Here is a 21,079-nt window from a genome sequence, read left to right on the forward strand (position 1 = left end):
ATTTTGCCCGAACATGCCGCGAAGAGATTTTGAAAGCAAGACATGCCGCCCGGTGGATGGGCATTATCCCATTGAAAGCGAAGACGCCCGCAGCAGGCCGCGGGCGTCTTTCAAGCAGATGACGGGTGCCGTGATCAGCGAACGAGAATGTTCTTGAACTGCCAGGGGTCCTTTGTGTCGAGGTCTTCCGGGAAGAGGCCCGGGCGGCCATCAAGCGGGGTCCAGTCGGTGTAGTGGCCTTCAACCGGGCCGAGATAGGGCGTCTGCACTTCCAGGCAGCGCTTGTAATCGATCTCGTCGGCTTCGACGATGCCGGCTTTCGGGTTCTCGACCGCCCAGACCATGCCGGCCAGCACGGCCGATGTCACCTGCAGGCCCGTGGCGTTCTGGTAGGGAGCGATGCGACGGGTTTCCTCCAGCGAGAGGCGCGAGCCGTACCAATAGGCGTTCTTGTCGTGACCGTAGAGGAGAACGCCGAGTTCATCGACGCCATCGACCAGCTCGTTCTCGTCGAGAACGTGCAGGACAGGCTGCTGCTGGCCGCCGTTGCCGAACATCTCGTACAGCGACAGGATGGCGTCGTTGCAGGGATGGTAGGCATAGTGGCAGGTCGGGCGATAGGCGACATCGCCGTCCTTATCGCGCACCGTGAAATAATCCGCGATGGAGATGGATTCGTTGTGCGTGACCAGCAGGCCGTATTGCGGGCCGGGGGTCGGGCACCAAGTACGCACGCGGGTATTGCCGCCCGGCTGCTCCAGATAGATCGCCGCCTTGCTGCCCTTCTTGTGCTTCTTGGCATTCTTCGGCATCCACTTCTCGTGGGTGCCCCAGCCGAGTTCGGAAGGCTGAAGGCCTTCGGAAATGAAACCTTCGACCGACCAGGTGTTCCAGAACGTGTTGAAGGGCTTCGGGTTCTTGGTGCGCTGGGTGTCGCGCTCGGCGATGTGCACGCCCTTGACACCCACCTTCTTCATCAGCTTGGCCCAGCCTTCGCGGTCATGCTGCGAGGGCTCTTCGAACTTGATTTCGAGGTCCTTGGCGAGGTTGAGGAGCGCCTGCTTGACGAACCAGGAAACCATGCCCGGATTGGCGCCGCAGGTGGAGATCGCCGTCGTGCCGCCGGGGTTCTTGTCCTTCTCCTTGCGCAGCGTTTCGCGAAGCGCGTAGTTCGTACGGTCGGCATTCTTCATGCCCTTGTCGAAGTAGAAGCCGAGCCAGGGCTCGACGACCGTGTCGATGTAAAGCACGTCGAGCTTGCGGCAGAGCTTGATGAGGTCGACGGAGCCCGTGTCCACCGAAAGGTTGACGCAGAAGCCTTGGCCTTCGCCTTCCGTCAGCAGCGGCTTCAAAAGGGTCTTGTAATTGTCTTTCGTGACATGCGCCTTGATGTGACGGACGTCGTGACGCGCGTAGATTTCCGCATCGGCGGCATCTTCACGCGGCTCGATGACGATCAGCCGGTTCCGGTCATATTTAAAATGGCGCTCGATCAGCGGCAGCGTGCCGCGACCGATGGAGCCGAAACCGATCATCACGATCGGGCCGGTAATTTCGCCATGTACCGGGTAGGTGCTGTCTGCCATTTGGTTCTCCTGCGGGGCGGCCGCTTGCGCTCGAAAAAAGGGCCTCGAAGGCCCCCATAGCATAATATGCCAGCGCTAGAGCACAGTTTTCTGTCACAATAAAGATTGCCGGGGAATTCCTTGGCGATATTCTTAACCGGTTGGAACCGCCGGTAATTCAGGGTTCAGGCGAGGCGTGCCCGGATGAGGCCGCGCAAGGAATTTCCCATCAGGACGGCGCCCTTCTCGATGTCTTCGGGGCGCAGGACCGCCTCGATGGCCCGGCCGCTTTCCAGAAGCTCTTCCCTGAGTACGCCTGCAAGCAGACCCGATGCCAGCGGAGGCGTTTTCAGGATGCCGGAGCCGTCATCGAGGAAGAGCGAGGTTATGGTGCCTTCGCACACATCGCCGCGTTCATTGAGGAGGATCATCTCGTCGGCTTCGCTGGCAGGCGCTTCCGCTCTGGCGGCGGCGTAGAGGGCGCGTCGGGACGTCTTGTGGCGCAGCAGCGGGTCGGTGGACGAGAGCCGCGTGGTGGCGATTTTCACGCGCCAGACGGTATCCGCCGCAAGCGGTGCGAAGGGGGCGGTCTGCACGTCGGCCCGGCCGTCGGCGAAAAGTTCGAGGCGCACCCGCACCGCTGTGTCGGCACAGGCGGTGGCGGACAGGGCCTCCCCCGCTTTTTTGGTGCCGGGCAGCCCTAGTGCGGCAGCGGAACGCGTGAGGCGAGACAGATGCCGTTCAAGCCTGATGAAACCCGTGCCGGGTTCGAAGCGCAGGGTCTCGATCAGCGAGATATCCATTGGTCCCCCACGGCGAAGCGCGCCTTCAGCAGGCATTCCTCATATTCCGATGCAGCGGTGGAATCGAAAACGATGCCGCCGCCGACATTGAAGACCGCGTTGCCGTCGTCGAACAGCGAGATCGTGCGGATGGCGACGTTGAAGCGCATGATTCCGTCGGGAGCGATGAAGCCGATCGCGCCGCAATAGGCGTCGCGCGGGCCGTCTTCCAGATCGTGCAGGATTTCCATCGCGCGCATCTTCGGCGCGCCGGTGATCGAGCCGCAGGGGAAGAGGGCGGCGAAGATCTCGCGGATGGAGGTGCCCGGGGTGAGCTTCGCCCGCACATGGCTCACCATCTGATGCACCGTCGGGTAGGTCTCGACGGCGAAGAGTTTCGGCACATGCAGGGTGCCGACCTCGGTGATGCGCGAAATGTCGTTGCGCAGGAGATCGACGATCATGCGGTTTTCCGCCTGCGTCTTGGGATCAGCCTGCATGGTGGCGATGATGCTCTCGTCTTCGGCGGCACTCGCCCCGCGCGCGGCGGTACCCTTCATCGGATGCGTCTCGATCCATCCGTCCCTGTCGATGTCGAAGAAGAGTTCCGGCGAGCGGGAAAGCAACTGCGGACCGTCGAGGGAGACGAAGGCGCCGTAGCGCACCGGCTGGCGTTCGATGAGCGACCAGAAGGCGGCAAGTGGATCGCCGTTCCAGCGCGCGCGGATCGGCATTGTAAGGTTCGCCTGATAGCAGTCACCCTGCCGCAGATGCTGGTGGAGGCGGTCGAAACGGCTGCGGTAGGTTTCGAAGTCCCAGTCAGCTTTCGGCTCGGTCAGGAACGGCTCGTTCTCGGTGCGCTGCCGCGGGCTTGCCAGCGGGTGGCCATCCGCAGGCTTTTCGAAGATGCCGAAGCTCATCAGCGGCGTCGGGCGGCCTTCGACGGCAAGCCTTGCCAGTTTTTCCTCAAAGAAGTGGCCGGCCTCATAGCTCATGAAGCCGGCGATCCAGTGGCCCTTCGCCTGTGCAGCCTGAAGCGCTGCGAAGGCAGGCTCGAAGCCGCCACGGTCTCGCACGGTGACGACCGCCAGCGGATCGGCGAAAACCACCGTCCGGTCCTCGCGGTCGTCCCTGAGGAGCACAAAGCGTTCGCGGTCGGTCATGCGGGCGGCGTCCGGCTTCCGTTTCGATTACGCCTTATCAAGCGCTTCCAGTTCGTCGATCAGCCCCTCGATCATCGACAGTCCCTTGCTCCAGAACGACGGATCGCTCGCATCAAGGCCGAAGGGCTTGAGAAGCTCCGTGTGGTGTTTCGTGCCGCCGGCCTTGAGAAGGTCGAAATACTTCGCCTGGAAGCCCGCCTCGGCCTGACTGTAGACGGCGTAGAGCGAGTTCACGAGGCAGTCGCCGAAGGCATAGGCATAGACATAGAAGGGCGAGTGGATGAAGTGCGGGATATAGGCCCAGTAGGTCTCGTAGCCCTCGGAAATGCGGATTGCCGGGCCGAGGCTCTCTTCCTGCACGGAGAGCCAGAGTTCCCCGATCTGGTCGGACGTGAGCTCGCCTTCCTTGCGGGCGGTGTGCACCTTGCGCTCGAATTCGTAAAAGGCGATCTGGCGCACGACTGTGTTGATCATGTCCTCGACCTTCTGGGCGAGCATGGCCTTGCGTTCGCGCTTGTCCTTCGTCTTGTCGAGCAGGCTGCGGAAGGTCAGCATCTCGCCGAAGACCGAAGCGGTTTCGGCCAGCGTCAGAGGCGTGGAGGCCATCAGCGCGCCCTGGCCGCCGGCCAGAACCTGATGCACGCCATGTCCGAGTTCGTGGGCGAGGGTCATGACGTCGCGCGGTTTGCCCATGTAGTTGACGAGCACATAGGGATGCGCGGACGGAACGGTGGGATGCGCGAAGGCACCGGGAGCCTTGCCGGGGCGCACCGGCGCGTCGATCCAGCCCTTGTCGAAGAATTCCTTGGCAATGTCGGCCATTTCAGGCGCGAAGGCGCCGTAGGCGGCAAGCACCGTGTCGCGTGCTTCGTTCCAGGGAATGATCGCGTCGGGCGTTTCCGGCAGCGGCGCGTTGCGATCCCAAAACTCCATCTGCTCCATTCCGAGCCACTTCGCCTTCATCGCATAGTAGCGGTGGGACAGACGCGGATATGCGTCGCGCACGGCTTCAGCGAGCGCTGCGACCACTTCCGGCTCGACACGGTTGGCAAGGTGGCGGCTGTCGGCGATGTCGGCAAAGCCGCGCCAGCGGTCGGAGATTTCCTTGTCCTTGGCGAGTGTGTTGGTGATCAGCGTAAAGGTGCGGATATTGTCCCTGAACGTCTTCCCCAGCGCCTCGGCGGCCTTGCGGCGGGCGTCGCGATCGGGCGACTGCAACTGGTTGAGGGCGATTTCGAGCGGCAGTTCCTCGCCGTCGATCGTGTAGCGCAGCGACGCCATCGTCTCGTCGAAGAGGCGGTTCCACGCGGCCGCACCCGTCATCGACTTCTCGAGGAAGAGCTGTTCGGTCTTGTCGTCGAGCTGGTAGGGCTTGTCCTTTCGCAGGTCCTCGATCCACGGACGATAGTGCGCGGCCAGCGCATCGTTTTTCAGCGCCGCGTCGATGCGCTCGTCCGCTATCCTGTTGAGTTCAAGGGAGAAAAACAGCAGGTGCGCGCCAAGGTCGGTCAGCTTGGCCTGGATGTCGCCATAGAATTTGCCGTTCGCCGGCTCGGTCGTGTTGGTGAAATAGGTGAGGCCGGCAAAGGAGATGAGGCGGCCCATCACGTCTTCCAGCGCCTCGAATTCGCGCACGGCGGCGCCGATGCCATCGTCACCGGTCTTTTCTGTGGCGGCTTCAAGCTTGCCCTTCCACCGGGCTTCGAAGGCGAGCGTGTCGGCTTCAGCCTTCTTCATATCGGCCTGGAATTCGGGAGAGGTCTGGGAAGGATAGAGATCGGTGAGGTTCCAGCCGGGAAGGTCACCGAGTTGCGCGCTTGCGGCGGCTTCGGCCGGTGCGAAGGTGATCCGGGGTTCGGGGAAATTGCGGGTCATCTCTATCTCTCTTCCTGAATGGGCAGATCGGTGTCCTGCTTGCGTCGGCAATGGTTAAAATGCAAGCCTTTCTCAAAACGGCATGTTCAACCCTTTCTGCCAAGGTCCACTGGTATTCAGTTTCCCGGGGCATGCATGACGCATGCCTTAGGCAAGGAGGTTCCAGTGACGGCCCATATTCTTGTCATCGATGACGATCCTGTCCAGCGCAGGCTTCTGAAGAACATGATCGAGCGCTCCGGCCATGTCGCCCATATGGCGGAAAACGGCCGCGCGGGCCTCGATCTGCTCGATCGCAAGGGCGGCCTGATCAACGTTATCCTGCTCGACCTGATGATGCCGGAGATGAACGGTACGGCATTTCTCGAAGTGCTCGCCGAGCGCGAGAACACCATTCCCGTCATCGTGCAGACAGGACAGGGCGGTATCGAGACGGTGGTCATGGCCATGCGGGCCGGTGCCTTCGATTTCGTCGTGAAGCCGGTTTCGCCGGAGCGTCTGGGTGTCGCCGTCGGCAACGCGCTCAAGATGGATCAGCGCGAAGGCCGCAGCCGCGCCGGGCGCCGCAATCGTGCCGAGACCATCCATTTCGAGGACATCATCTCGGCAAGCCCGGAAATGCTGCGGGTCATCGAGCTCGGCCGCCGCGCCGCGCAGTCCAACATTCCGGTCGTGCTGGAAGGCGAATCGGGCGTTGGAAAGGAAATGGTGGCGCGCGCCATCCAGGCGGCGAGCGACAGGGCCAACAAGCCTTTCGTCACCGTCAATTGCGGCGCCATTCCGCACAATCTGGTCGAGAGCATCCTGTTTGGCCATGAAAAGGGTGCGTTTACGGGCGCGACGGAGCGCCATACCGGCAAGTTCATGGAGGCCGACGGCGGCACGCTGTTCCTCGACGAGATCGGCGACCTGCCGCTTGAGGTGCAGGTGAAGCTGCTGCGTGCCGTGCAGCAGGGCGAGATCGAGACGATCGGTGCCCGTTTCCCGCAGAAGGTCAATGTGCGCCTGATCTCGGCGACCAACCGTGATCTCATCAACGAGGTGCGCGAGGGGCGCTTCCGCGAGGACCTCTACTATCGCCTGAACGTCTTCCCGATCACGATCCCCGCACTGCATCGGCGCAAGGAGGACATCCCGGTCCTGGTGCGTGCATTCGTGCAGCGCTTCGCGGGTGAACAGAAGCTCGCGCGGCCGCTCGGCGTGTCAGCCGGCGCCATGGCGCTGCTGACGGCCTATGACTGGCCGGGCAATATCCGCCAGCTGGAAAATGCCATCTTCCGCGCCGTGGTGCTGGCGGAAGGCGATGAACTGACGGCTGCCGACTTCCCGCAGATTGCGGCGCAGGTTCCCGGCTACGGCCTTGCCGAGAACGGCGGCGTGAACTTCGAGGCCGTGGCCGCGCGCGCGCCGGAACACTCCATGGACATCCGCCTGCCCGGCGTCTACCCGGATTTCCGCGCCGCCGAGGCCGTGGACACGACGCCCGACAACGCCATCGCAAGCGTCGACAGGGGCGGCCATGTGCGCAAGCTGGCCGATGTGGAAGAAGAACTGATCCGCTTCGCCCTAAAGTTTTACCATGGCCAGATGAGTCAGGTTGCCCGCAAATTGGGCATCGGCCGTTCGACTCTCTACCGGAAACTGAAGGATTACGGCATCGACCCTGATGATCCTATGAAGGAGGCTGCGTAAAAACTGCTGGAATCCCCGTCACTTGAGATTTCCTGATTGCCGTTTATTCCCTGTTAGTGGATTGTTCACTATAACGGGTGCGCGAGGACGAGTGTGGCCGATTTGCCATGCTCTCACCGCATTTGGCATTCATCTGGGGCAACGGACGCTCGTTGTCCTTCGGACGGGGTAAGAGTTGGCAAATTTGTTCGCATCGATGAAGCGCACGGGGACCTCCCTGAGCAGCCTGTGCAAGACTGTATTGCATAAGCTGCCCAAGGTCGTGACCACGGCTGTGCTCTCTGCTGCCCTCGTTTTGCCGGCGGCCATTCCAGCGACGGTTCAGGCCGAGAGCGGCAACCGCACGCTGAAGCTCTATTACATCCATACGAAGGAAAAGGCCGAGATCACGTTCAAGCGCAACGGGCGCTACGATCAGCGCGGTCTCAAGCAACTGAACACTTTCCTGCGTGACTGGCGCCGCAACGAGCCGACGAAGATGGATCCGCGCCTCTTCGACCTTGTCTGGGAAGTCTACCGCAAGACCGGCGCCACGGGTTACATCAACGTCGTTTCCGCCTATCGCTCGCCCTCGACGAACTCGATGCTGCGGACGCGCTCAAAGGGCGTCGCAAAGAAGAGCCAGCACATGCTCGGCAAGGCGATGGACTTCTACATCCCCGGCGTGAAGCTCTCGACGCTGCGTGCCACTGCCATGAAATTCCAGGTGGGCGGGGTCGGCTACTACCCGACGTCCGGTTCGCCCTTCGTGCATCTCGATGTCGGAAGCGTGCGTGCGTGGCCGCGCATGAGCCGCCAGGAACTCGTCCAGCTCTTCCCCGATGGCAAGACCATGCACGTTCCGACGGACGGCAAGCCGCTGCCTGGCTACGAGCAGGCCGTTGCCGATTACAAGCGCCGCGTGGGCTCAAGCGCCATTCAGGTGGCCGGTGGCGGTTCGTCGCCGACAGCATCCAAGCGCAAGGGAGGCTTCCTCGCTGCCCTCTTCGGCGGTGGCGGCGATGAGGATGAAGAACCCGAAATGATCGCAAGCACCACGGCGATCGCCGACGACTTCGATGAAGGCGCGGCACCCGGCCGCAGAGCGACGCAGCAGACCGCTGAGCCTGCCGCCGTTGCGGCCGAAACGGAGGTTGCATTCACCGCGCCGGTTCCGGGCAGCCGCCCTGCCTTCAAGTCGAACGAGACCGCAAGCGAGCTTGCGTTGGTCGCGCCGACAACGAGCGGTGCCGTTGCCGCGCTCGAAGCCGCGACGACGGAGGGCCAGAAGCCCGAATTCGAGGATCTCGCCGCCTACAAGATTCCGCTTCCGGTATCGCTGGGTGCACGCGGCCAGGCCGGCGATGCGCAGCCTGATAGTGTCGTGACCGCCGAGGCGGCGACGGAGGATGCCGAGCAACTCGCGATGGTTCCAGTGCCGGGCCTGCGTCCACAGGTCGAGCTTGACAAGTCGCAGACGGCGCTGATGGCCGCTGCGGAAGCGGATGTCGCGCTGCCGGCGACGGCCGACCGCTCCGGCCTTGCCGCGCTTGGTTCGCCTGCCACGGGTGTGGAGGGCGATCCGATCGAGATGGCCGCGCTCGCGTCTGATCGTGGCGCAAGCCGTTCGCTTTCCGGTGTCGATGCCTTCGAAAGCAATGCCGCCGCAGAAGAAACCCCGACGAAGGGCGGGCGTCCGAAGAAGAAGGATGCCGAGGCCGCAAACCGCGGTGCCATCCGTACCGAGCCGAAGGCCACGCAGAAGATCCTGTCGCAGTGGGCGCTGGCCCAAGACAGCGTCTCGGCGAATGCCAAGCCGGTCAAGGCGCCACGTTTCGTCAGCCGCACGCTGCGCGCCGCGCCGACGACTGTCTACCTCGCCGGCTTCCAGCCGGAGAGCAAATCCGTGGACTCGGGTCGTTTCAGCGGAACGGCGGTCAACTTCATGGAAGTGCGTAAATTCGAGCGGGCCGAGAACTAGGCTTGTCTTACCACTTAAAGAAAAACCCCGCTGGAGCGATCCGCGGGGTTTTTTCTTGCGTTTCTATCCGGTCTTATTCAGCATCCGGCGGCAGTTCGATCATGCCGAGAGCCTGGAGGTAGGTGTCGAGGATGGCTTCCTGCTCCATGCGCTCGTCCTTGTCCTGCTTGCGGATCTGGATGACCTTGCGCAGGATCTTGGCGTCGAAGCCCGTACCCTTGGCTTCGCCATAGACGTCCTTGATGTCGTCGGCGATGGTTTTCTTTTCTTCCTCGAGACGCTCGATGCGTTCGATGAAAGCGCGAAGCTGGTCGCGTGCGACGCCGTGGGCATCCGACATGATGTTCTCCTTGGTGGGCTAGAAATTCGTGAGCGCCGTGACTTGCCGCGAACTTCCGGCAAGATCAAGACCTATCGCACGGTCCTTCAGGATTTTCGCAACGGTGTCGTCTATTCTTTCGGACGGTTCGTCTCGAAGGCTGTCTTCTGCGCGTCGGTGGCGTCGCGCTGGTAACGGTCGCGCCATTCCTCGTAGGGCATGCCGTAGATGATCTCCCGCGAGCTTTCCTTGTCGAGCGGCACACCGGCTTCGCTGGCCGCATCGCGATACCAGTTCGACAGGCAGTTGCGGCAAAAACCGGCGAGGTTCATCAAGTCGATGTTCTGCACATCGGTGCGCTCGCGCAGATGCCTGACCAGCCGGCGGAAGGCGGCTGCCTCGAATTCGGTCTGCTGCTCTTTGCTCAGTTCGGTCATGATCTCGGCCTCAGTAAGGTCCCGTGCGGGACGGGAATATCTCGTATGTGTGCAGGCTTTCGTCCGCGTTCAACCGGGCGAAGACGGGCGCGAGCCGGTCAACCCATCGCGCGATGCCCTCGGCATCGCCGATCTCGTCCTGGCGGATCTCGATGAGCGCATGGGCGATCCCCGGCTTCATGCAGTGGCGGAACATGGTGTCGCCGCGCAATGCGCCGTCATAGGGTTCGTTGTCGCCGACCACTACGTCGCCGGGCGCTTCTAGCGCCGCGAGCAGCGGGGAAACCGCGCGATGGTCATTGTCCCACAGCACCGTGACTTGCCAAGGGCGCGCGACGCCTTTCCAGGTGGGGGTGAAGGAGTGCATGGACAGGACGAGCGGTGCCTTTCCGGTCTTCTCCGTGACGGCTGCGATCGTGCTGGACACCGCATCGTGATAGGGGCGGTGATAGGTATCGAGGCGATATTGCCATTCTTCCGGCGTGATCGGATGATTGCCTGGAACGATCGCTCCGTCGGAGATGCGCATGACGAGCGTCGGGTCGTCTTCGCCGCGGTTGGGATCGATCAGCAGGCGGGAAAAGCGGCTCATGACAACAGGCGCGTTCAGGCGCTGGTTCAGCCCTCGCACGAGACCCTCGACGCCGATATCATAGGCGATGTGGCGCTCAAAGGCGCTTTCCGGCAGGCCAAGGCGGCCGTAACGCGCAGGCAGGAGATTGGTGGCGTGGTCCGCCAGGATAACGAGCCCGAGGGAGAGGTCGCCGTCGATGATTTCGAAAGGAGGGTGGTCCTGCATATCTCTTGCCATATGTGTGTCACACAAGCCGATTGATCGCACGGGGTGGTGTTGCCCGCAAGAAGTGTGGCCTTGCCCGCCGAAAGGATTCACCGCGTTGTCGTTAAAATGTAATCGATTAGTGTTGCGTTGACATTCATGCCACGCCGTCGCAAGAAAGCGCATATTCAAATCAACGGAGTTCCATTGGAAGCCGTGAGAACCAAGAGCCAACGCCCGTTTTTCCCGAAAGCCAGCGGCCTTCTGCAGGCCGGTCTTTTTCTCGCATCGGCTTTCTTTGCCCTTTCCGTTCCCGATGCCGCAAAGGCGGAGTTCCGTGTCTGTAACGGAACCCAGAACCTTGTGGGCGTCGCTATAGGCTATCGCGCCAAGGAGGGCTGGATCAGCGAAGGCTGGTGGCAGGTGCCCGCCACGACCTGCGCGACGCTGATCGAGGGCGAGCTGCAATCGCGCTACTATTATCTCTATGCCGAAGACGCCGCCCGAGGCGGCCGCTGGACCGGTGACGTCAACATGTGCGTCGCCGAAAACGAGTTCAAGGTCACCGGTGTCGAAGACTGCTTCGCACGCGGGTTCCAGCGCATGGGCTTCAAGGAATATGACACGGGGCGGCAGGGAAGCTGGATGGTACAGCTTTCCGATACGCCCGGCACGCAGGAAAGCCAGAACTGATGAGACGGAACAGAAAAGTCAAAATCCTCGCCACGCTCGGACCCGCATCGGCTGAAGAGCAGATGATCCAGAAGCTGCACGAGGCGGGAGCAGACCTGTTCCGCATCAACATGAGCCATGCCAGCCATGATCTCATGCGCACGCTGATCAGCCGCATCCGCGCCGTCGAAGCCCGCTGTGGCCGCCCGATCGGCATTCTCGCCGACCTTCAGGGCCCCAAGCTGCGCGTCGGGAAGTTTGCCAATGGGTCGGAAGAGCTCACGCCCGGCCAGACCTTCACGCTCGACAATCGCGACGAGCCGGGTGACAACACCCGCGTTTTCCTGCCGCATCCGGAAATCCTTGAGTCCGTCAAGGCCGGCGACCGGCTCCTCATCGACGACGGCAAGCTGCATCTTCGCGCCGAAAGCGCCGACGGCAAGGCGATCGTCTGTACCGTCGTATCAGGCACCAAGATTTCCGACCGCAAGGGCGTCAGCCTGCCCGACACGCTGCTCGGCGTCGGCGCACTCACGGAGAAGGATCGCGTCGACCTCGACGCCGTTTTGGCAACCGGTAGCGTCGACTGGGTCGCGCTTTCGTTCATCCAGCGCCCGGAAGACCTCGTGGAAGTGCGCAAAATCGCGCGCGGCCGCGTCGGCCTGATGTCCAAGATCGAAAAGCCGCAGGCTGTCGAACGCATCGATGAAATCATCGAGCTTTCCGACGCGTTGATGGTGGCGCGCGGTGACCTCGGCGTGGAAATGCCGCTCGAAGCCGTTCCCGGCATCCAGAAGCAGCTCATCCGCGCCTGCCGCCGCGCCGGCAAGCCGGTCGTCGTCGCGACCCAGATGCTGGAATCGATGATCTCCGCGCCGGTCCCGACCCGCGCCGAAGTGTCCGACGTCGCGACTGCGGTGTTCGAAGGTGCGGATGCCGTGATGCTCTCGGCCGAATCCGCCTCCGGCGCTTATCCGATCGAAGCCGTATCCACCATGGCGTCCATCGCCAGCACGGTCGAGCGCGATCCGCACTACCCCGGCATCATCTACGCGCAGCGTTCGACGCCGGAAGCCACGGGTGCCGATGCTATCTCGCTTGCTGCCCGCCAGATCGCCGAGACTCTGCAGCTGTCGGCCATCGTCTGCTACACCTCGTCGGGTACGACGGGATTGCGTGCCGCCCGCGAGCGGCCCGAAGTTCCGGTTCTGGCGCTTTCGCCGGTCATCGAGACGGCCCGCCGCCTTTCGGTCGTGTGGGGCCTGCACTGCGTCGTCACGGGCGATGCGGAAGACCTCGACGACATGGTGAACCGCGCCTGCCGCATTGTTGTTGCTGAGGAATTCGGCAAGCCGGGCGACCGCATCATCATCTCGGCCGGCGTTCCGCTTCGCACGCCGGGCGCCACAAACATGCTGCGCATCGCCTATATCGGAGCTGACGGCGTCAGCGGCGTCTGAGCGGCGCGCTATTTGGTATTTTGCTTTGCAAGGTGGGCTTCGGCCCGCCTTGCTGATTCCTGGAGGTCGCGATCGCGACCGGCGATCTTTTCGATGGCCTCGACGGCGAGATCGGTCACGACATAATCCGGCTTATGACCGAGGTTGCGGATCCAGACGAGTTCCGATCCGGCAATGTCGCGCGCCAGCCCGCGGGAATGGATTTCCTCATAGACGACGCCATCCGAATCGCCGGTGACGATGACCGTCGGCGTGCGGATTTCCCGATAGCGCGGTTGCACGCGGCGGACATATGCGAGCAGGTTGGCAACGTCGATTGCATTGTTGCGGAACGTCGTCGGGCGCAGCACCAGGGCAGGGGCCGTTGCGTCGACATAGTCCTGCGGTCGCGGGTTCGGTTCGAAGACCGAACGCGTGCCGCTTTCTATGCGCGTAAGGCCGGCGGGCATCGCAACGATATGGCTGAACAGCCAGCCAACCACCGGCATCTTCGCAAGGTTATAGTACCAGTCGACACCGCCCGGCCAGGGATGGGTCGCGGGCGCGAGGAAAAGAAGGCCGGCTGTTTTCTCTGGATGTTCGAGGGCAAAGCTGGCCGCGATGGCTCCGCCGAAGGAGTGGCCAACGATGATTGCGCGCTCCATGCCCCGCGCCTCCATCAGGCGCGCAATAGCGCGGGCCTGCCCGTCGGGCCGCGCATTTTCCGGGCCGCCACGGTCGGAATAGCCATGGCCGGGCCGGTCAAGGAAAAGCAGATCGGACCGGCCCTCCAGCGCCGGACGGAAGGCGTGCATGGGGTCGCGCAGATTGCCGCTTGCGCCGTGGATGAAGACGATCGGCGGCAGGTCCGCCTCGCTGCCGGCGGGTACGAACACGCTGTTCATGCGCATGCCGCCGATATCGATGAGCTCGCCGATATTGTCGTATCGTCGCTCGATCGACTGCGTCTGCCATGCACTGAAGAGAAAGCCGACAAGCGCGAGAGCAAAGGGGACGGCGAGGAGGGCTGTCAGCATGGAGGCCGGGCTGCATGGAGAAGGGAGGGCTGCTGTAAGGCTACAGCCTGTTTACGACGACGGAGCCTTGGCGGATCACCTGTGGATCACGTCCTCTGTCCGGTCAGTTTTTCGGCGAGTTCCCCAAGGGCCTTCTGTGCCTGCCGCTCGGTCGGGTAGACCAGAAGGAAGCGCTCCCAGGCCTTCAGTGCCATCTCGTCCCGCCCTGTCTGGGTCATGATGCCCGCCATGCCCGCGAGTGCGCCAAAGTGGCGGGGCTCGAGCCGCAGGACCTGGTTGATGTCGGACATCGACTTGCGATAGTTGCCCATCTTGAAATGCAGCGTGGCGCGCCGGTTCCATGCTTCCGCATGGTCGGGCTTCAGGCGAATCGCCTCATCGAGGAAATCGAGTGCGGCGGCGTTCCGGTTCTCTTCGACGGCTTTGTCCGACTGCTGGGTGAGAAAGTTGATGGTGGCGCTGCCGGAATCCTGCCATTCGCGTCGGATCTGGTTGGCAATGCCCTTCGCCTTGTCAGGGTCGCCCTCACGCTTCAACTCGCCGAAAAGCTTGTCCAGACGCTGCGTCTGGGTCGTGAAGGCACTGCTGGACGACGGATCGACAGAGGCCTTGTCGGCCTGCTGTGCCAGTGCCGCTGCCGGAGCAGTACCGGCGAGGGCGAAAGAAAGCAGCAATACGGAAAACGAGAAAAAGCGCATGGCGGTCATGGTAAACCGCCAGCGCGCAACTTCAAACAGTTTTTGTTCATCACTGTCCGCACGAGGGGACAGGCAGACGCGATCAGCCCTGACGAGCCTTGAAGCGCGGGTTCTGCTTGTTGATGATGTAGATGCGGCCCTTGCGGCGAACAAGGCGGTTCTCGCGGTGGCGAGCCTTGAGCGACTTGAGCGAATTCTTGATCTTCATTTTTCTGATCCGCGTATTGCAGGGCGATGGACTCGCCGGATTTCCTCAATCAAAAACGCGCCGTTTCGGGCGCGCTTTCAGGTTGGGCAGGCATGTAACCCGTGACATTTCCGCTGTCAACCACAGGCGCCGGGTTTTCCATGCCGATCGCCGGTTTTCCAGTCTCTCTCAATCGAAAATCTGGGTGACATGCCCCATCTTGCGGCCGGGACGCGCTTCCGTCTTGCCGTAGAGATGGACGAGCACGCCGGGCCGGGCGAGCCAGGCGGGAACGTCGTCGATATCGTCGCCGATGAGATTCTGCATCACGCAATCGGAGTGCCGGCGCGGGTCGCCAAGCGTGTGGCCGGAGATGGCGCGGATGTGCTGCTCGAACTGCGATATCACGCAGGCCGCTTCCGTCCAATGGCCGGAATTGTGCACGCGCGGCGCGATTTCGTTGGCCACGAGGCCGCCATCCGGCAGCACGAAGAATTCCACACCGATAACGCCGACATAGCCGAGATTGTCGAGGATGGCGCGGGCGGCTTTGCGGGCGAGATCCACTGTTGCTTCGCTGACACGGGCGGGCAGGGTGGACGTGTGGAGAATACCGTTGGTGTGAACGTTTTCCGCCGGATCGTAGCAGGCGATGGTGCCGTCGCGGTCTCGCGCGGCGATTATCGAGATCTCTCGCTCGAAGGGCACAAGGCTTTCGAGAATCAGCGGTACGCCGCCGAGCGTCTCGAACGCGCCGTCGCGGTTTTCGGCCGGCGAGCGGAAGACGCGCTGCCCCTTGCCGTCATAACCGAGCCTTCGCGTCTTGAGCACGCCCACGCCGCCGAAACGATCGAGGGCAGCTTCGAGATCGCCCTGGCTGTCGACGGCGGCGAAGTCGGCGGTGCGGATGCCGCAGTCACGGATAAAGCTTTTTTCGACAAGGCGGTCCTGCGAGACTTCCAGCGCCCGCGGCGGCGGATAGACCGGGACGGCGGCGGCCAGCGCCTGGGCAGCGGCGACGGGCACGTTCTCGAATTCGTAGGTCACGACATCGCAGACGCGGGCGAGCTCGGCAAGCGCATCGGCGTCGTCATAGGAAGCGACGATCTGGGCGTTCGCCACCTGTGCGGCTGGACAATCGGCCTGGGGTTCAAGGATGACGGTGCGCAGGTTGAGGCGCGCTGCCGCCATGGCAAGCATGCGGCCGAGCTGACCGCCGCCGATGATACCGATCGTGCGTGCGCTCATAGCGGGCCATCCACGGGATATTCGGCGACGGCGTTCGTCTGCGTCTCGCGCCATTCGTCGAGCCTATGGGCGAGTTCCGGGTCGTTGAGCGCCAGGACGGCGGCCGACAGGAGCGCGGCATTGACGGCGCCGGCGCGGCCGATGGCGAGCGTGCCGACGGGAATGCCGGCCGGCATCTGAACGATCGACAGCAGGCTGTCCTGACCGGAAAGCGCCTTGGACTGAACCGGTACGCCGAAGACCGGAAGTGGCGTCATGGCCGCTGCCATGCCGGGAAGGTGCGCCGCACCGCCGGCACCGGCGATGATGATCTTGAAACCCTCGGCCTTGGCGCCGCGCGCGAAGCTGTAGAGCCGCTCGGGCGTGCGATGCGCCGAAATGATACGGGCCTCGTAGTCCACCCCGAGCGCATCGAGCGTGTCGGCGGCGTTCTTCATCGTCTCCCAGTCGGACTGGCTTCCCATGATGATGGCGACGGGTGGCGTTTCTGTCGTGTCCAAGGCGTCTCGTCCGGTTCAGGCGATGATGTCGGGAATGATCTGATCTTCCAGCTTGGAAATCTTGTCCTTCAGGACCAGTTTCTTCTTCTTCATGCGCTGGATTCTCAGGGCTTCACAGCCAGTCTGGATCATGGCGTTGATGGCTGCGTCATAATCTTCGTGCTCCTGGCGAAGCCGTGCGGCCGCAAGCCGCAATTCCGCCTGGTCCTGATCTGCCATGCTGTTTTTCCCCGTCGTCGGAAACAGCGGTTGGCCCGCTTGCCTCCATTCTCAATCAATCGTGCTCCTATCACGAAAGCTGTGGTAACGGGAAGTTATCCCTTGCCACGTTTTCGCCTTCGACAAATGAAAAATGAAATGGCACACTAACTTTGTTGCAACCTGGACCATCCGGTCCGTACGGGATCGGGTGGAAAACAAAAGGAAGGAACTGTCACATGACGATTGAGGCTCACCTGGCTACGCTGGAAAAGAAGCATTTCGCTCTGGAGGAAGAGCTGCATGCTGCGGTCACGCGCCCCTCCTCGGAGGATCAGACGATCGCGGAGATCAAGCGTCGCAAGCTGCGCATCAAGGATGAGATCGAGCGGCTTCGCTCGGCGCACTGAAGACAGGAATTCCACGGAGAATTAAGGGAGCAAGTCGCGGAACAGACGGTCTGTATGGGAAGATCAGGGTAGGAGCCCGTTCCGCGAAACCACTTCCCGCAATGGAAATACCGCAATAGAAATCATCGATGTCGTGACGCCCTGGCAACCGGATCTCCGTGCCGGGGCGTTCTGTTTCAGGACCAGAACTGGTCGAGCCAGAGATTGAGCCTGTCGAAGCCCTTCGCATTGATCGCATAAATCCGCTTCGTGCCCGCCGAGGTCACGCTGACAAGATTGGAATCAAGCAACGCCCTGAGATGTTGCGACACCGCCGGCCGGCTGATCGGCAAACCCTCGGATAATTCGTTGACCGTGCGCGGCGACCGGCGCAACTCCTCCAGCAGGAACCTGCGGTTGGGATCGGCAATCGCAGCAAAGGGATCAGGGTTCGCCATGGCTGAACGCTATGGCAAAGCAGCATTTCCGGCAAGTATTTTGTGCGCTGCGGCAACTTTCAGATGAAGGCGAGGATGCCGTCGTAGACGAGCTTCGTACCCGCAATCAGTGCCATGGAATACATGAAGGGATAGAACACTTCCGGCTTCATGCGCTTGACCATGAAGCCCCCGAAGGCTGTGGCGACAATGGCAAGCGGCACAAGCGTCGCGGAGATGGTCAGGTTCGTCGTGTCGAGCTGGCCGAGCGCGAAATAGGGGCCGAGCTTGATGAGGTTGAGAATGGCGAAGAACCGCACCGCTGCGCCGGTATAGTCGCGCGGCGGCAGCTTTAGCGGTAGGCCATAGACCTGGAAGGGCGCCCCGCCGGCGTGGGCGACGAAGCTGCCATAGCCGGAGAGCGTGCCGAAAAAGGCCGCCGGCACCAGGCGATGCGGCTTCGGCTCGATGACGTGGCCGTGGCGGACGCGCCAGCTGTTGTAGAAGTAGCGCAGCACGAACAGCACGGTGATGAGGCCGATGATGAGGCGCAACGCATCGCGCGGCACATAGGCAGACGTGGCCCAGCCGATGGCGATACCGAGCAGGGCTCCGGGCAACATCATTTTCAGGAGCTGGCGGTTGTTGTGCTTGCGCCATATCCAGAGCGACACCCAATCCATCACCACGAGAATGGGCAGGAGGATTGCCGCGGCCTGAACCGGCGGTACGGCCATGGCGAGCAGCGGCACACCCATGAGGGCGAGTGCCTCGCCCATGCCGCCTTTGGTTAGGCCGACGAGAAGCACAGCGGGAATCGCTGCGTAATAGATGGTAGGGTCGATGGACATTGCTGACGGTTGATCCTGTTCGTCCTTCCGTCTATCCGCTTTGTTCTGTTATGACGAGCCTGGCTACCGCTAATCCTAGGAAAGTGCCTTTCATGTCCGATGTCGAAAACCGCTGCCGCCTTGTGCTGATCCTTCCGGAAGGCGATGACCTTTCCGCGCGGGCCGCAATGTTGGAAGGCGCGCTGAAGGGCGGCGATGTCGCGTCCGTGATCCTGCCGCAATACGGCCTCGACGACAGTGAGTTTCAGAAGCATGCAGAAGTGCTGGTCAAGATCGTGCAGGACGCAGGCGCGGCCGCGCTCGTCGCCGGCGACACGCGCGTCGCGGGCCGTGCGAAAGCCGACGGCATCCATGTGACCGGCGGACTGGAGGCATTCGCGGAGGCGGTTGAAAAGTTCACGCCCAAGCTGATCGTTGGCGGCGGCAACGCCACGGATCGCCACAAGGCGCTGGAGATCGGCGAAATCCAGCCGGACTACATCTTCTTCGGCAAGATCGGCGGCGACATCAAGCCGGAGGCGCATCCCAAGAATGTGGCGCTCGCCGAATGGTGGGCGTCCATGGTGGAAATCCCCTGCATCGTTCTGGGCGGAACGGACCCGCAGTCTGCGCTGGTTGTCGCAGAAAGCGGCGCGGAGTTCGTGGCGCTCGAAAAGGCCGTTTTCGCAGAGCCGGCGCAGGCACCCCACGTCGTTGCCGCCGTAAATGCACTGCTTGACGAAAAAGCGCCACGGTTTGGGGAATAGTAGCCGCTCATGATCAGGGTCGTCCTTTCGCAAGCTTGCCGTATCGTGCCGGTGGCGCTTCTTGCCACGGGCGTTTTCGCGTGCGCGCCAGCCTTCGCGCAAGTGGCGAAAAAGGGCCCGGCTGTCACTGCGGGCGACAACGGAAAAGAAGACCGGCCGACGGCGGCGGAACCCGCAACGCCCGCGGATGAGGGCAAACAGGCGGACGGGCCCTCCGGCGGTCTGGGCGTGCTGGACCGCATGGGTGCGGAGCTTCCCGAATTGCCGGCGGAGAAGCCGTTCACCGGAAAAGTCGACGAGGCCTATGGCGCCTTCCAGCGTGGTCGTTACCTGACGGCGATGGAACTGGCTTTACCGCGCGCGCAGCTGGGAGACCGGGCCGCGCAAACGCTGGTCGCCGAAATTCTCGACCGGGGCCTCGGCGTAAAGCGCAACCGCGATCAGGCGATGTTCTGGTACGAGCAGGCCGCCAATGGCGGCGACCCGACCGGCATGTTCAAATATGCGGTTCTGCTGATGGAGCGTTCCCGTTCGAAGGATGACCGCAAAAAGGCCGACGAGCTGATGAAGAAGGCAGCCGATCTCGGCAACCCGTCGGCCCAGTTCAACTACGCCCAAGTTCTGGTGGCCGACAGCCCGGGTGAGAAGGGCTTGCGGGAGGCATTGCCCTACTATGAGAAATCGGCCGAGCAGGGCATTGCCGATGCGCAATATGCGCTCTCGCAGATTTACATCAGCCTGAAGGACCTGCCGGACGAAAAGAAAAACCGCGCCCGGGAGTGGTTGCTGCGGGCTGCGCGCGCCGGTTACGACACCGCACAGCTGGACCTCGGCATGTGGCTGGTCAACGGCACGGCCGGCGAGCGGGATTACGAGGCGGGCTTCAATTGGCTGAAGCGCGCCGCCGAGGGCGGCAACGCCGTCGCCCAGAGCAAGCTTGCGCAGCTCTACATCCACGCCATAGGCACGAAATCCGATCCCGTCGAGGCGGCGAAATGGTTCGTGCTGGCACGTCGTGCGGGACTTAGCGATCCTTCCCTCGAGGATTTCTATCTGGGGCTTGAAGAGTCCCAGCAGAAGGCGGCGATTACGGCTGCCAACAAGTTCCGCACAGGGTCCTGACGGGCGTCTATTTACCCTGTTGCACGATCGGTGCCCCTGCTTTGCGTGTCGTGCAGAGGCTTGAGGCTTGAAACTTCGGGGGATTTGTGGTCTTGAGGCGCCACATCCGGTCCCGGTACATTTTCGCGCTGCGGCTTTTGCCGCCCGATGCGCCGGACATTCCCGAAGGACATTCATTTCATGGCACGTTCCGCTCTTCTCAACGTCATGGTTCAGGCCGCATTCAAGGCCGGCAAGTCGCTCGCGCGCGATTTCGGCGAGGTGCAGAACCTGCAGGTTTCGCTGAAAGGGCCGGGCGACTACGTTTCGCAGGCCGACCGCAAGGCCGAAAAGCTCATCCGCGAGGAGCTTATGAAGGCCCGCCCGACCTACGGTTTCCTCGGTGAAGAATCCGAGGAGATCATCGGCACGGACGGCGCGCATCGGTGGATCGTCGATCCGCTCGACGGCACGACCAACTTCCTGCACGGCATTCCCTTCTTTGCGATCTCGATCGCGCTGGAGCGCAATGGCGAGATCGTCGCGGGCGTCGTGCTGAACCCGGCGACGGACGAACTCTTCACCGCCGAGCGTGGCGGCGGTGCCTTCCTCAACGATCGCCGTCTGCGCGTTGCGGCGCGCAAGAACCTGTCGGATGCCGTCATCGGCTGCGGCGTTCCGCATCTGGGTGACGTCAACCACGGCAAGTTCCTCATCGAACTGCGCCATGTCATGGGCGAAGTCGCCGGCGTGCGCCGCCTTGGCTCGGCTTCGCTCGATCTCGCCTATGTGGCAGCCGGTCGCTTTGACGGCTTCTGGGAGCGCGACCTCATGCCGTGGGACATCGCGGCCAGTGTTCTCCTGATTCGCGAAGCCGGCGGCTATGCAACCGATCTCGACGGCAGCAACGCTGTGCTGTCGAGCGGCACTGTCGTTGCGGGCAACGAATATATCCATAAGGCGTTGCGCGAGGTCGTGCAGCGGCCTGTACCGTCACGCTGACGG

General features: G+C 62.6%; 23 protein-coding genes. 8 read left to right on the forward strand and 15 right to left on the reverse strand.

Annotated elements, in window-relative coordinates:
* Positions 1-134 precede the first annotated feature (134 nt).
* From MKI86_RS15375 to MKI86_RS15390, 4 genes are all read right to left on the reverse strand, one after another.
* On the reverse strand, positions 135-1,586 hold the full coding sequence (locus MKI86_RS15375; RefSeq protein ID WP_241602000.1) for a homospermidine synthase: 1,452 nt from the start codon (positions 1,584-1,586) through the stop codon (positions 135-137).
* A 164-nt stretch (positions 1,587-1,750) separates the two neighbouring features.
* On the reverse strand, positions 1,751-2,368 hold the full coding sequence (locus MKI86_RS15380; protein ID WP_241602002.1) for an aminotransferase class IV family protein: 618 nt from the start codon (positions 2,366-2,368) through the stop codon (positions 1,751-1,753).
* Positions 2,353-3,510: an aminodeoxychorismate synthase component I gene (locus MKI86_RS15385; protein WP_241602004.1), complete on the reverse strand. Its 1,158-nt coding sequence runs from the start codon at positions 3,508-3,510 to the stop codon at positions 2,353-2,355. The genes MKI86_RS15380 and MKI86_RS15385 overlap by 16 nt, the downstream gene beginning before the upstream one ends.
* 27 nt (positions 3,511-3,537) lie before the next feature.
* Positions 3,538-5,385, reverse strand: coding sequence for a M3 family oligoendopeptidase (locus tag MKI86_RS15390; RefSeq protein ID WP_241602007.1), 1,848 nt, complete (start codon positions 5,383-5,385; stop codon positions 3,538-3,540).
* 165 nt (positions 5,386-5,550) lie between these two features.
* On the opposite strand from MKI86_RS15390, the gene MKI86_RS15395 reads away from it, so the two are divergent.
* The gene (locus tag MKI86_RS15395; protein ID WP_241602010.1) at positions 5,551-7,077 is read left to right on the forward strand and encodes a sigma-54-dependent transcriptional regulator; all 1,527 of its coding nucleotides are present in this window, start codon (positions 5,551-5,553) and stop codon (positions 7,075-7,077) included.
* Positions 7,078-7,273: 196 nt separating this feature from the next.
* The gene (gene mepK / locus MKI86_RS15400; RefSeq protein WP_370879994.1) at positions 7,274-9,037 is read left to right on the forward strand and encodes a peptidoglycan L,D-endopeptidase MepK; all 1,764 of its coding nucleotides are present in this window, start codon (positions 7,274-7,276) and stop codon (positions 9,035-9,037) included.
* A 73-nt stretch (positions 9,038-9,110) separates the two neighbouring features.
* Here mepK and MKI86_RS15405 read toward each other — a convergent pair whose 3' ends face one another.
* The 3 genes from MKI86_RS15405 to MKI86_RS15415 all read right to left on the reverse strand — a co-directional run bounded on the left by MKI86_RS15405 (position 9,111) and on the right by MKI86_RS15415 (position 10,592).
* Entirely contained in the window at positions 9,111-9,377 is a 267-nt protein-coding gene (locus MKI86_RS15405) for a DUF2312 domain-containing protein (protein WP_241602014.1), read from the reverse strand.
* A gap of 110 nt (positions 9,378-9,487) precedes the next feature.
* Positions 9,488-9,793, reverse strand: coding sequence for a DUF1244 domain-containing protein (locus MKI86_RS15410; RefSeq protein ID WP_241602017.1), 306 nt, complete (start codon positions 9,791-9,793; stop codon positions 9,488-9,490).
* A 10-nt stretch (positions 9,794-9,803) separates the two neighbouring features.
* Positions 9,804-10,592, reverse strand: a complete 789-nt coding sequence (locus tag MKI86_RS15415) for an N-formylglutamate amidohydrolase (RefSeq protein ID WP_241602020.1) — start codon at positions 10,590-10,592, stop codon at positions 9,804-9,806.
* Between the two features lie 186 nt (positions 10,593-10,778).
* On the opposite strand from MKI86_RS15415, the gene MKI86_RS15420 reads away from it, so the two are divergent.
* Positions 10,779-11,264 carry a DUF1036 domain-containing protein gene (locus tag MKI86_RS15420; RefSeq protein WP_306424464.1) on the forward strand — a complete coding sequence of 162 codons (486 nt, stop codon included), beginning with the start codon at positions 10,779-10,781 and terminating at the stop codon, positions 11,262-11,264.
* Complete coding sequence (pyk, locus tag MKI86_RS15425) at positions 11,264-12,703, forward strand: pyruvate kinase (RefSeq protein ID WP_241602022.1); 1,440 nt, start codon at positions 11,264-11,266, stop codon at positions 12,701-12,703. The genes MKI86_RS15420 and pyk overlap by 1 nt, the downstream gene beginning before the upstream one ends.
* 8 nt (positions 12,704-12,711) lie before the next feature.
* Here the strand turns inward: pyk and MKI86_RS15430 are convergent, their stop codons facing one another.
* The 6 genes from MKI86_RS15430 to MKI86_RS15455 all read right to left on the reverse strand — a co-directional run bounded on the left by MKI86_RS15430 (position 12,712) and on the right by MKI86_RS15455 (position 16,571).
* Complete coding sequence (locus MKI86_RS15430) at positions 12,712-13,719, reverse strand: alpha/beta fold hydrolase (RefSeq protein ID WP_241602026.1); 1,008 nt, start codon at positions 13,717-13,719, stop codon at positions 12,712-12,714.
* Between the two features lie 86 nt (positions 13,720-13,805).
* Positions 13,806-14,426, reverse strand: a complete 621-nt coding sequence (locus tag MKI86_RS15435; RefSeq protein ID WP_241602030.1) for a tetratricopeptide repeat protein — start codon at positions 14,424-14,426, stop codon at positions 13,806-13,808.
* Positions 14,427-14,499: 73 nt separating this feature from the next.
* Positions 14,500-14,625: a type B 50S ribosomal protein L36 gene (gene ykgO / locus MKI86_RS15440; RefSeq protein ID WP_024271182.1), complete on the reverse strand. Its 126-nt coding sequence runs from the start codon at positions 14,623-14,625 to the stop codon at positions 14,500-14,502.
* A 168-nt stretch (positions 14,626-14,793) separates the two neighbouring features.
* Entirely contained in the window at positions 14,794-15,852 is a 1,059-nt protein-coding gene (locus tag MKI86_RS15445) for a 5-(carboxyamino)imidazole ribonucleotide synthase (protein ID WP_241602033.1), read from the reverse strand.
* Positions 15,849-16,316: a 5-(carboxyamino)imidazole ribonucleotide mutase gene (gene purE / locus MKI86_RS15450; protein WP_241602530.1), complete on the reverse strand. Its 468-nt coding sequence runs from the start codon at positions 16,314-16,316 to the stop codon at positions 15,849-15,851. The genes MKI86_RS15445 and purE overlap by 4 nt, the downstream gene beginning before the upstream one ends.
* Positions 16,317-16,367: 51 nt before the next feature.
* Positions 16,368-16,571 (reverse strand): YdcH family protein, encoded by a 204-nt coding sequence (locus MKI86_RS15455; protein ID WP_241602036.1) that lies wholly within the window; start codon positions 16,569-16,571, stop codon positions 16,368-16,370.
* A gap of 218 nt (positions 16,572-16,789) precedes the next feature.
* Between MKI86_RS15455 and MKI86_RS15460 the strand changes: the two genes are divergently transcribed.
* Positions 16,790-16,960: a YdcH family protein gene (locus MKI86_RS15460; protein ID WP_134645844.1), complete on the forward strand. Its 171-nt coding sequence runs from the start codon at positions 16,790-16,792 to the stop codon at positions 16,958-16,960.
* A gap of 176 nt (positions 16,961-17,136) precedes the next feature.
* Here MKI86_RS15460 and MKI86_RS15465 read toward each other — a convergent pair whose 3' ends face one another.
* Together MKI86_RS15465 and MKI86_RS15470 are read right to left on the reverse strand one after the other, a co-directional pair.
* Positions 17,137-17,397: an ArsR/SmtB family transcription factor gene (locus MKI86_RS15465; RefSeq protein WP_241602040.1), complete on the reverse strand. Its 261-nt coding sequence runs from the start codon at positions 17,395-17,397 to the stop codon at positions 17,137-17,139.
* A 59-nt stretch (positions 17,398-17,456) separates the two neighbouring features.
* The gene (locus MKI86_RS15470) at positions 17,457-18,227 is read right to left on the reverse strand and encodes a sulfite exporter TauE/SafE family protein (protein WP_241602041.1); all 771 of its coding nucleotides are present in this window, start codon (positions 18,225-18,227) and stop codon (positions 17,457-17,459) included.
* Positions 18,228-18,319: 92 nt separating this feature from the next.
* Between MKI86_RS15470 and MKI86_RS15475 the strand changes: the two genes are divergently transcribed.
* The 3 genes from MKI86_RS15475 (at position 18,320) to MKI86_RS15485 (ending at position 21,076) form a co-directional block, all read left to right on the forward strand.
* The gene (locus tag MKI86_RS15475; RefSeq protein WP_241602043.1) at positions 18,320-18,973 is read left to right on the forward strand and encodes a thiamine phosphate synthase; all 654 of its coding nucleotides are present in this window, start codon (positions 18,320-18,322) and stop codon (positions 18,971-18,973) included.
* 9 nt (positions 18,974-18,982) lie between these two features.
* Entirely contained in the window at positions 18,983-20,095 is a 1,113-nt protein-coding gene (locus tag MKI86_RS15480; RefSeq protein ID WP_241602045.1) for a tetratricopeptide repeat protein, read from the forward strand.
* A 180-nt stretch (positions 20,096-20,275) separates the two neighbouring features.
* A complete protein-coding gene (locus tag MKI86_RS15485) occupies positions 20,276-21,076 on the forward strand; it encodes an inositol monophosphatase family protein (RefSeq protein WP_241602047.1) in 801 nt (266 codons plus the stop codon).
* Positions 21,077-21,079: the final 3 nt, after the last annotated feature.

The sequence above is a fragment of the Shinella sedimenti genome (assembly GCF_022601905.1).
Taxonomy (GTDB): domain Bacteria; phylum Pseudomonadota; class Alphaproteobacteria; order Rhizobiales; family Rhizobiaceae; genus Shinella; species Shinella sedimenti.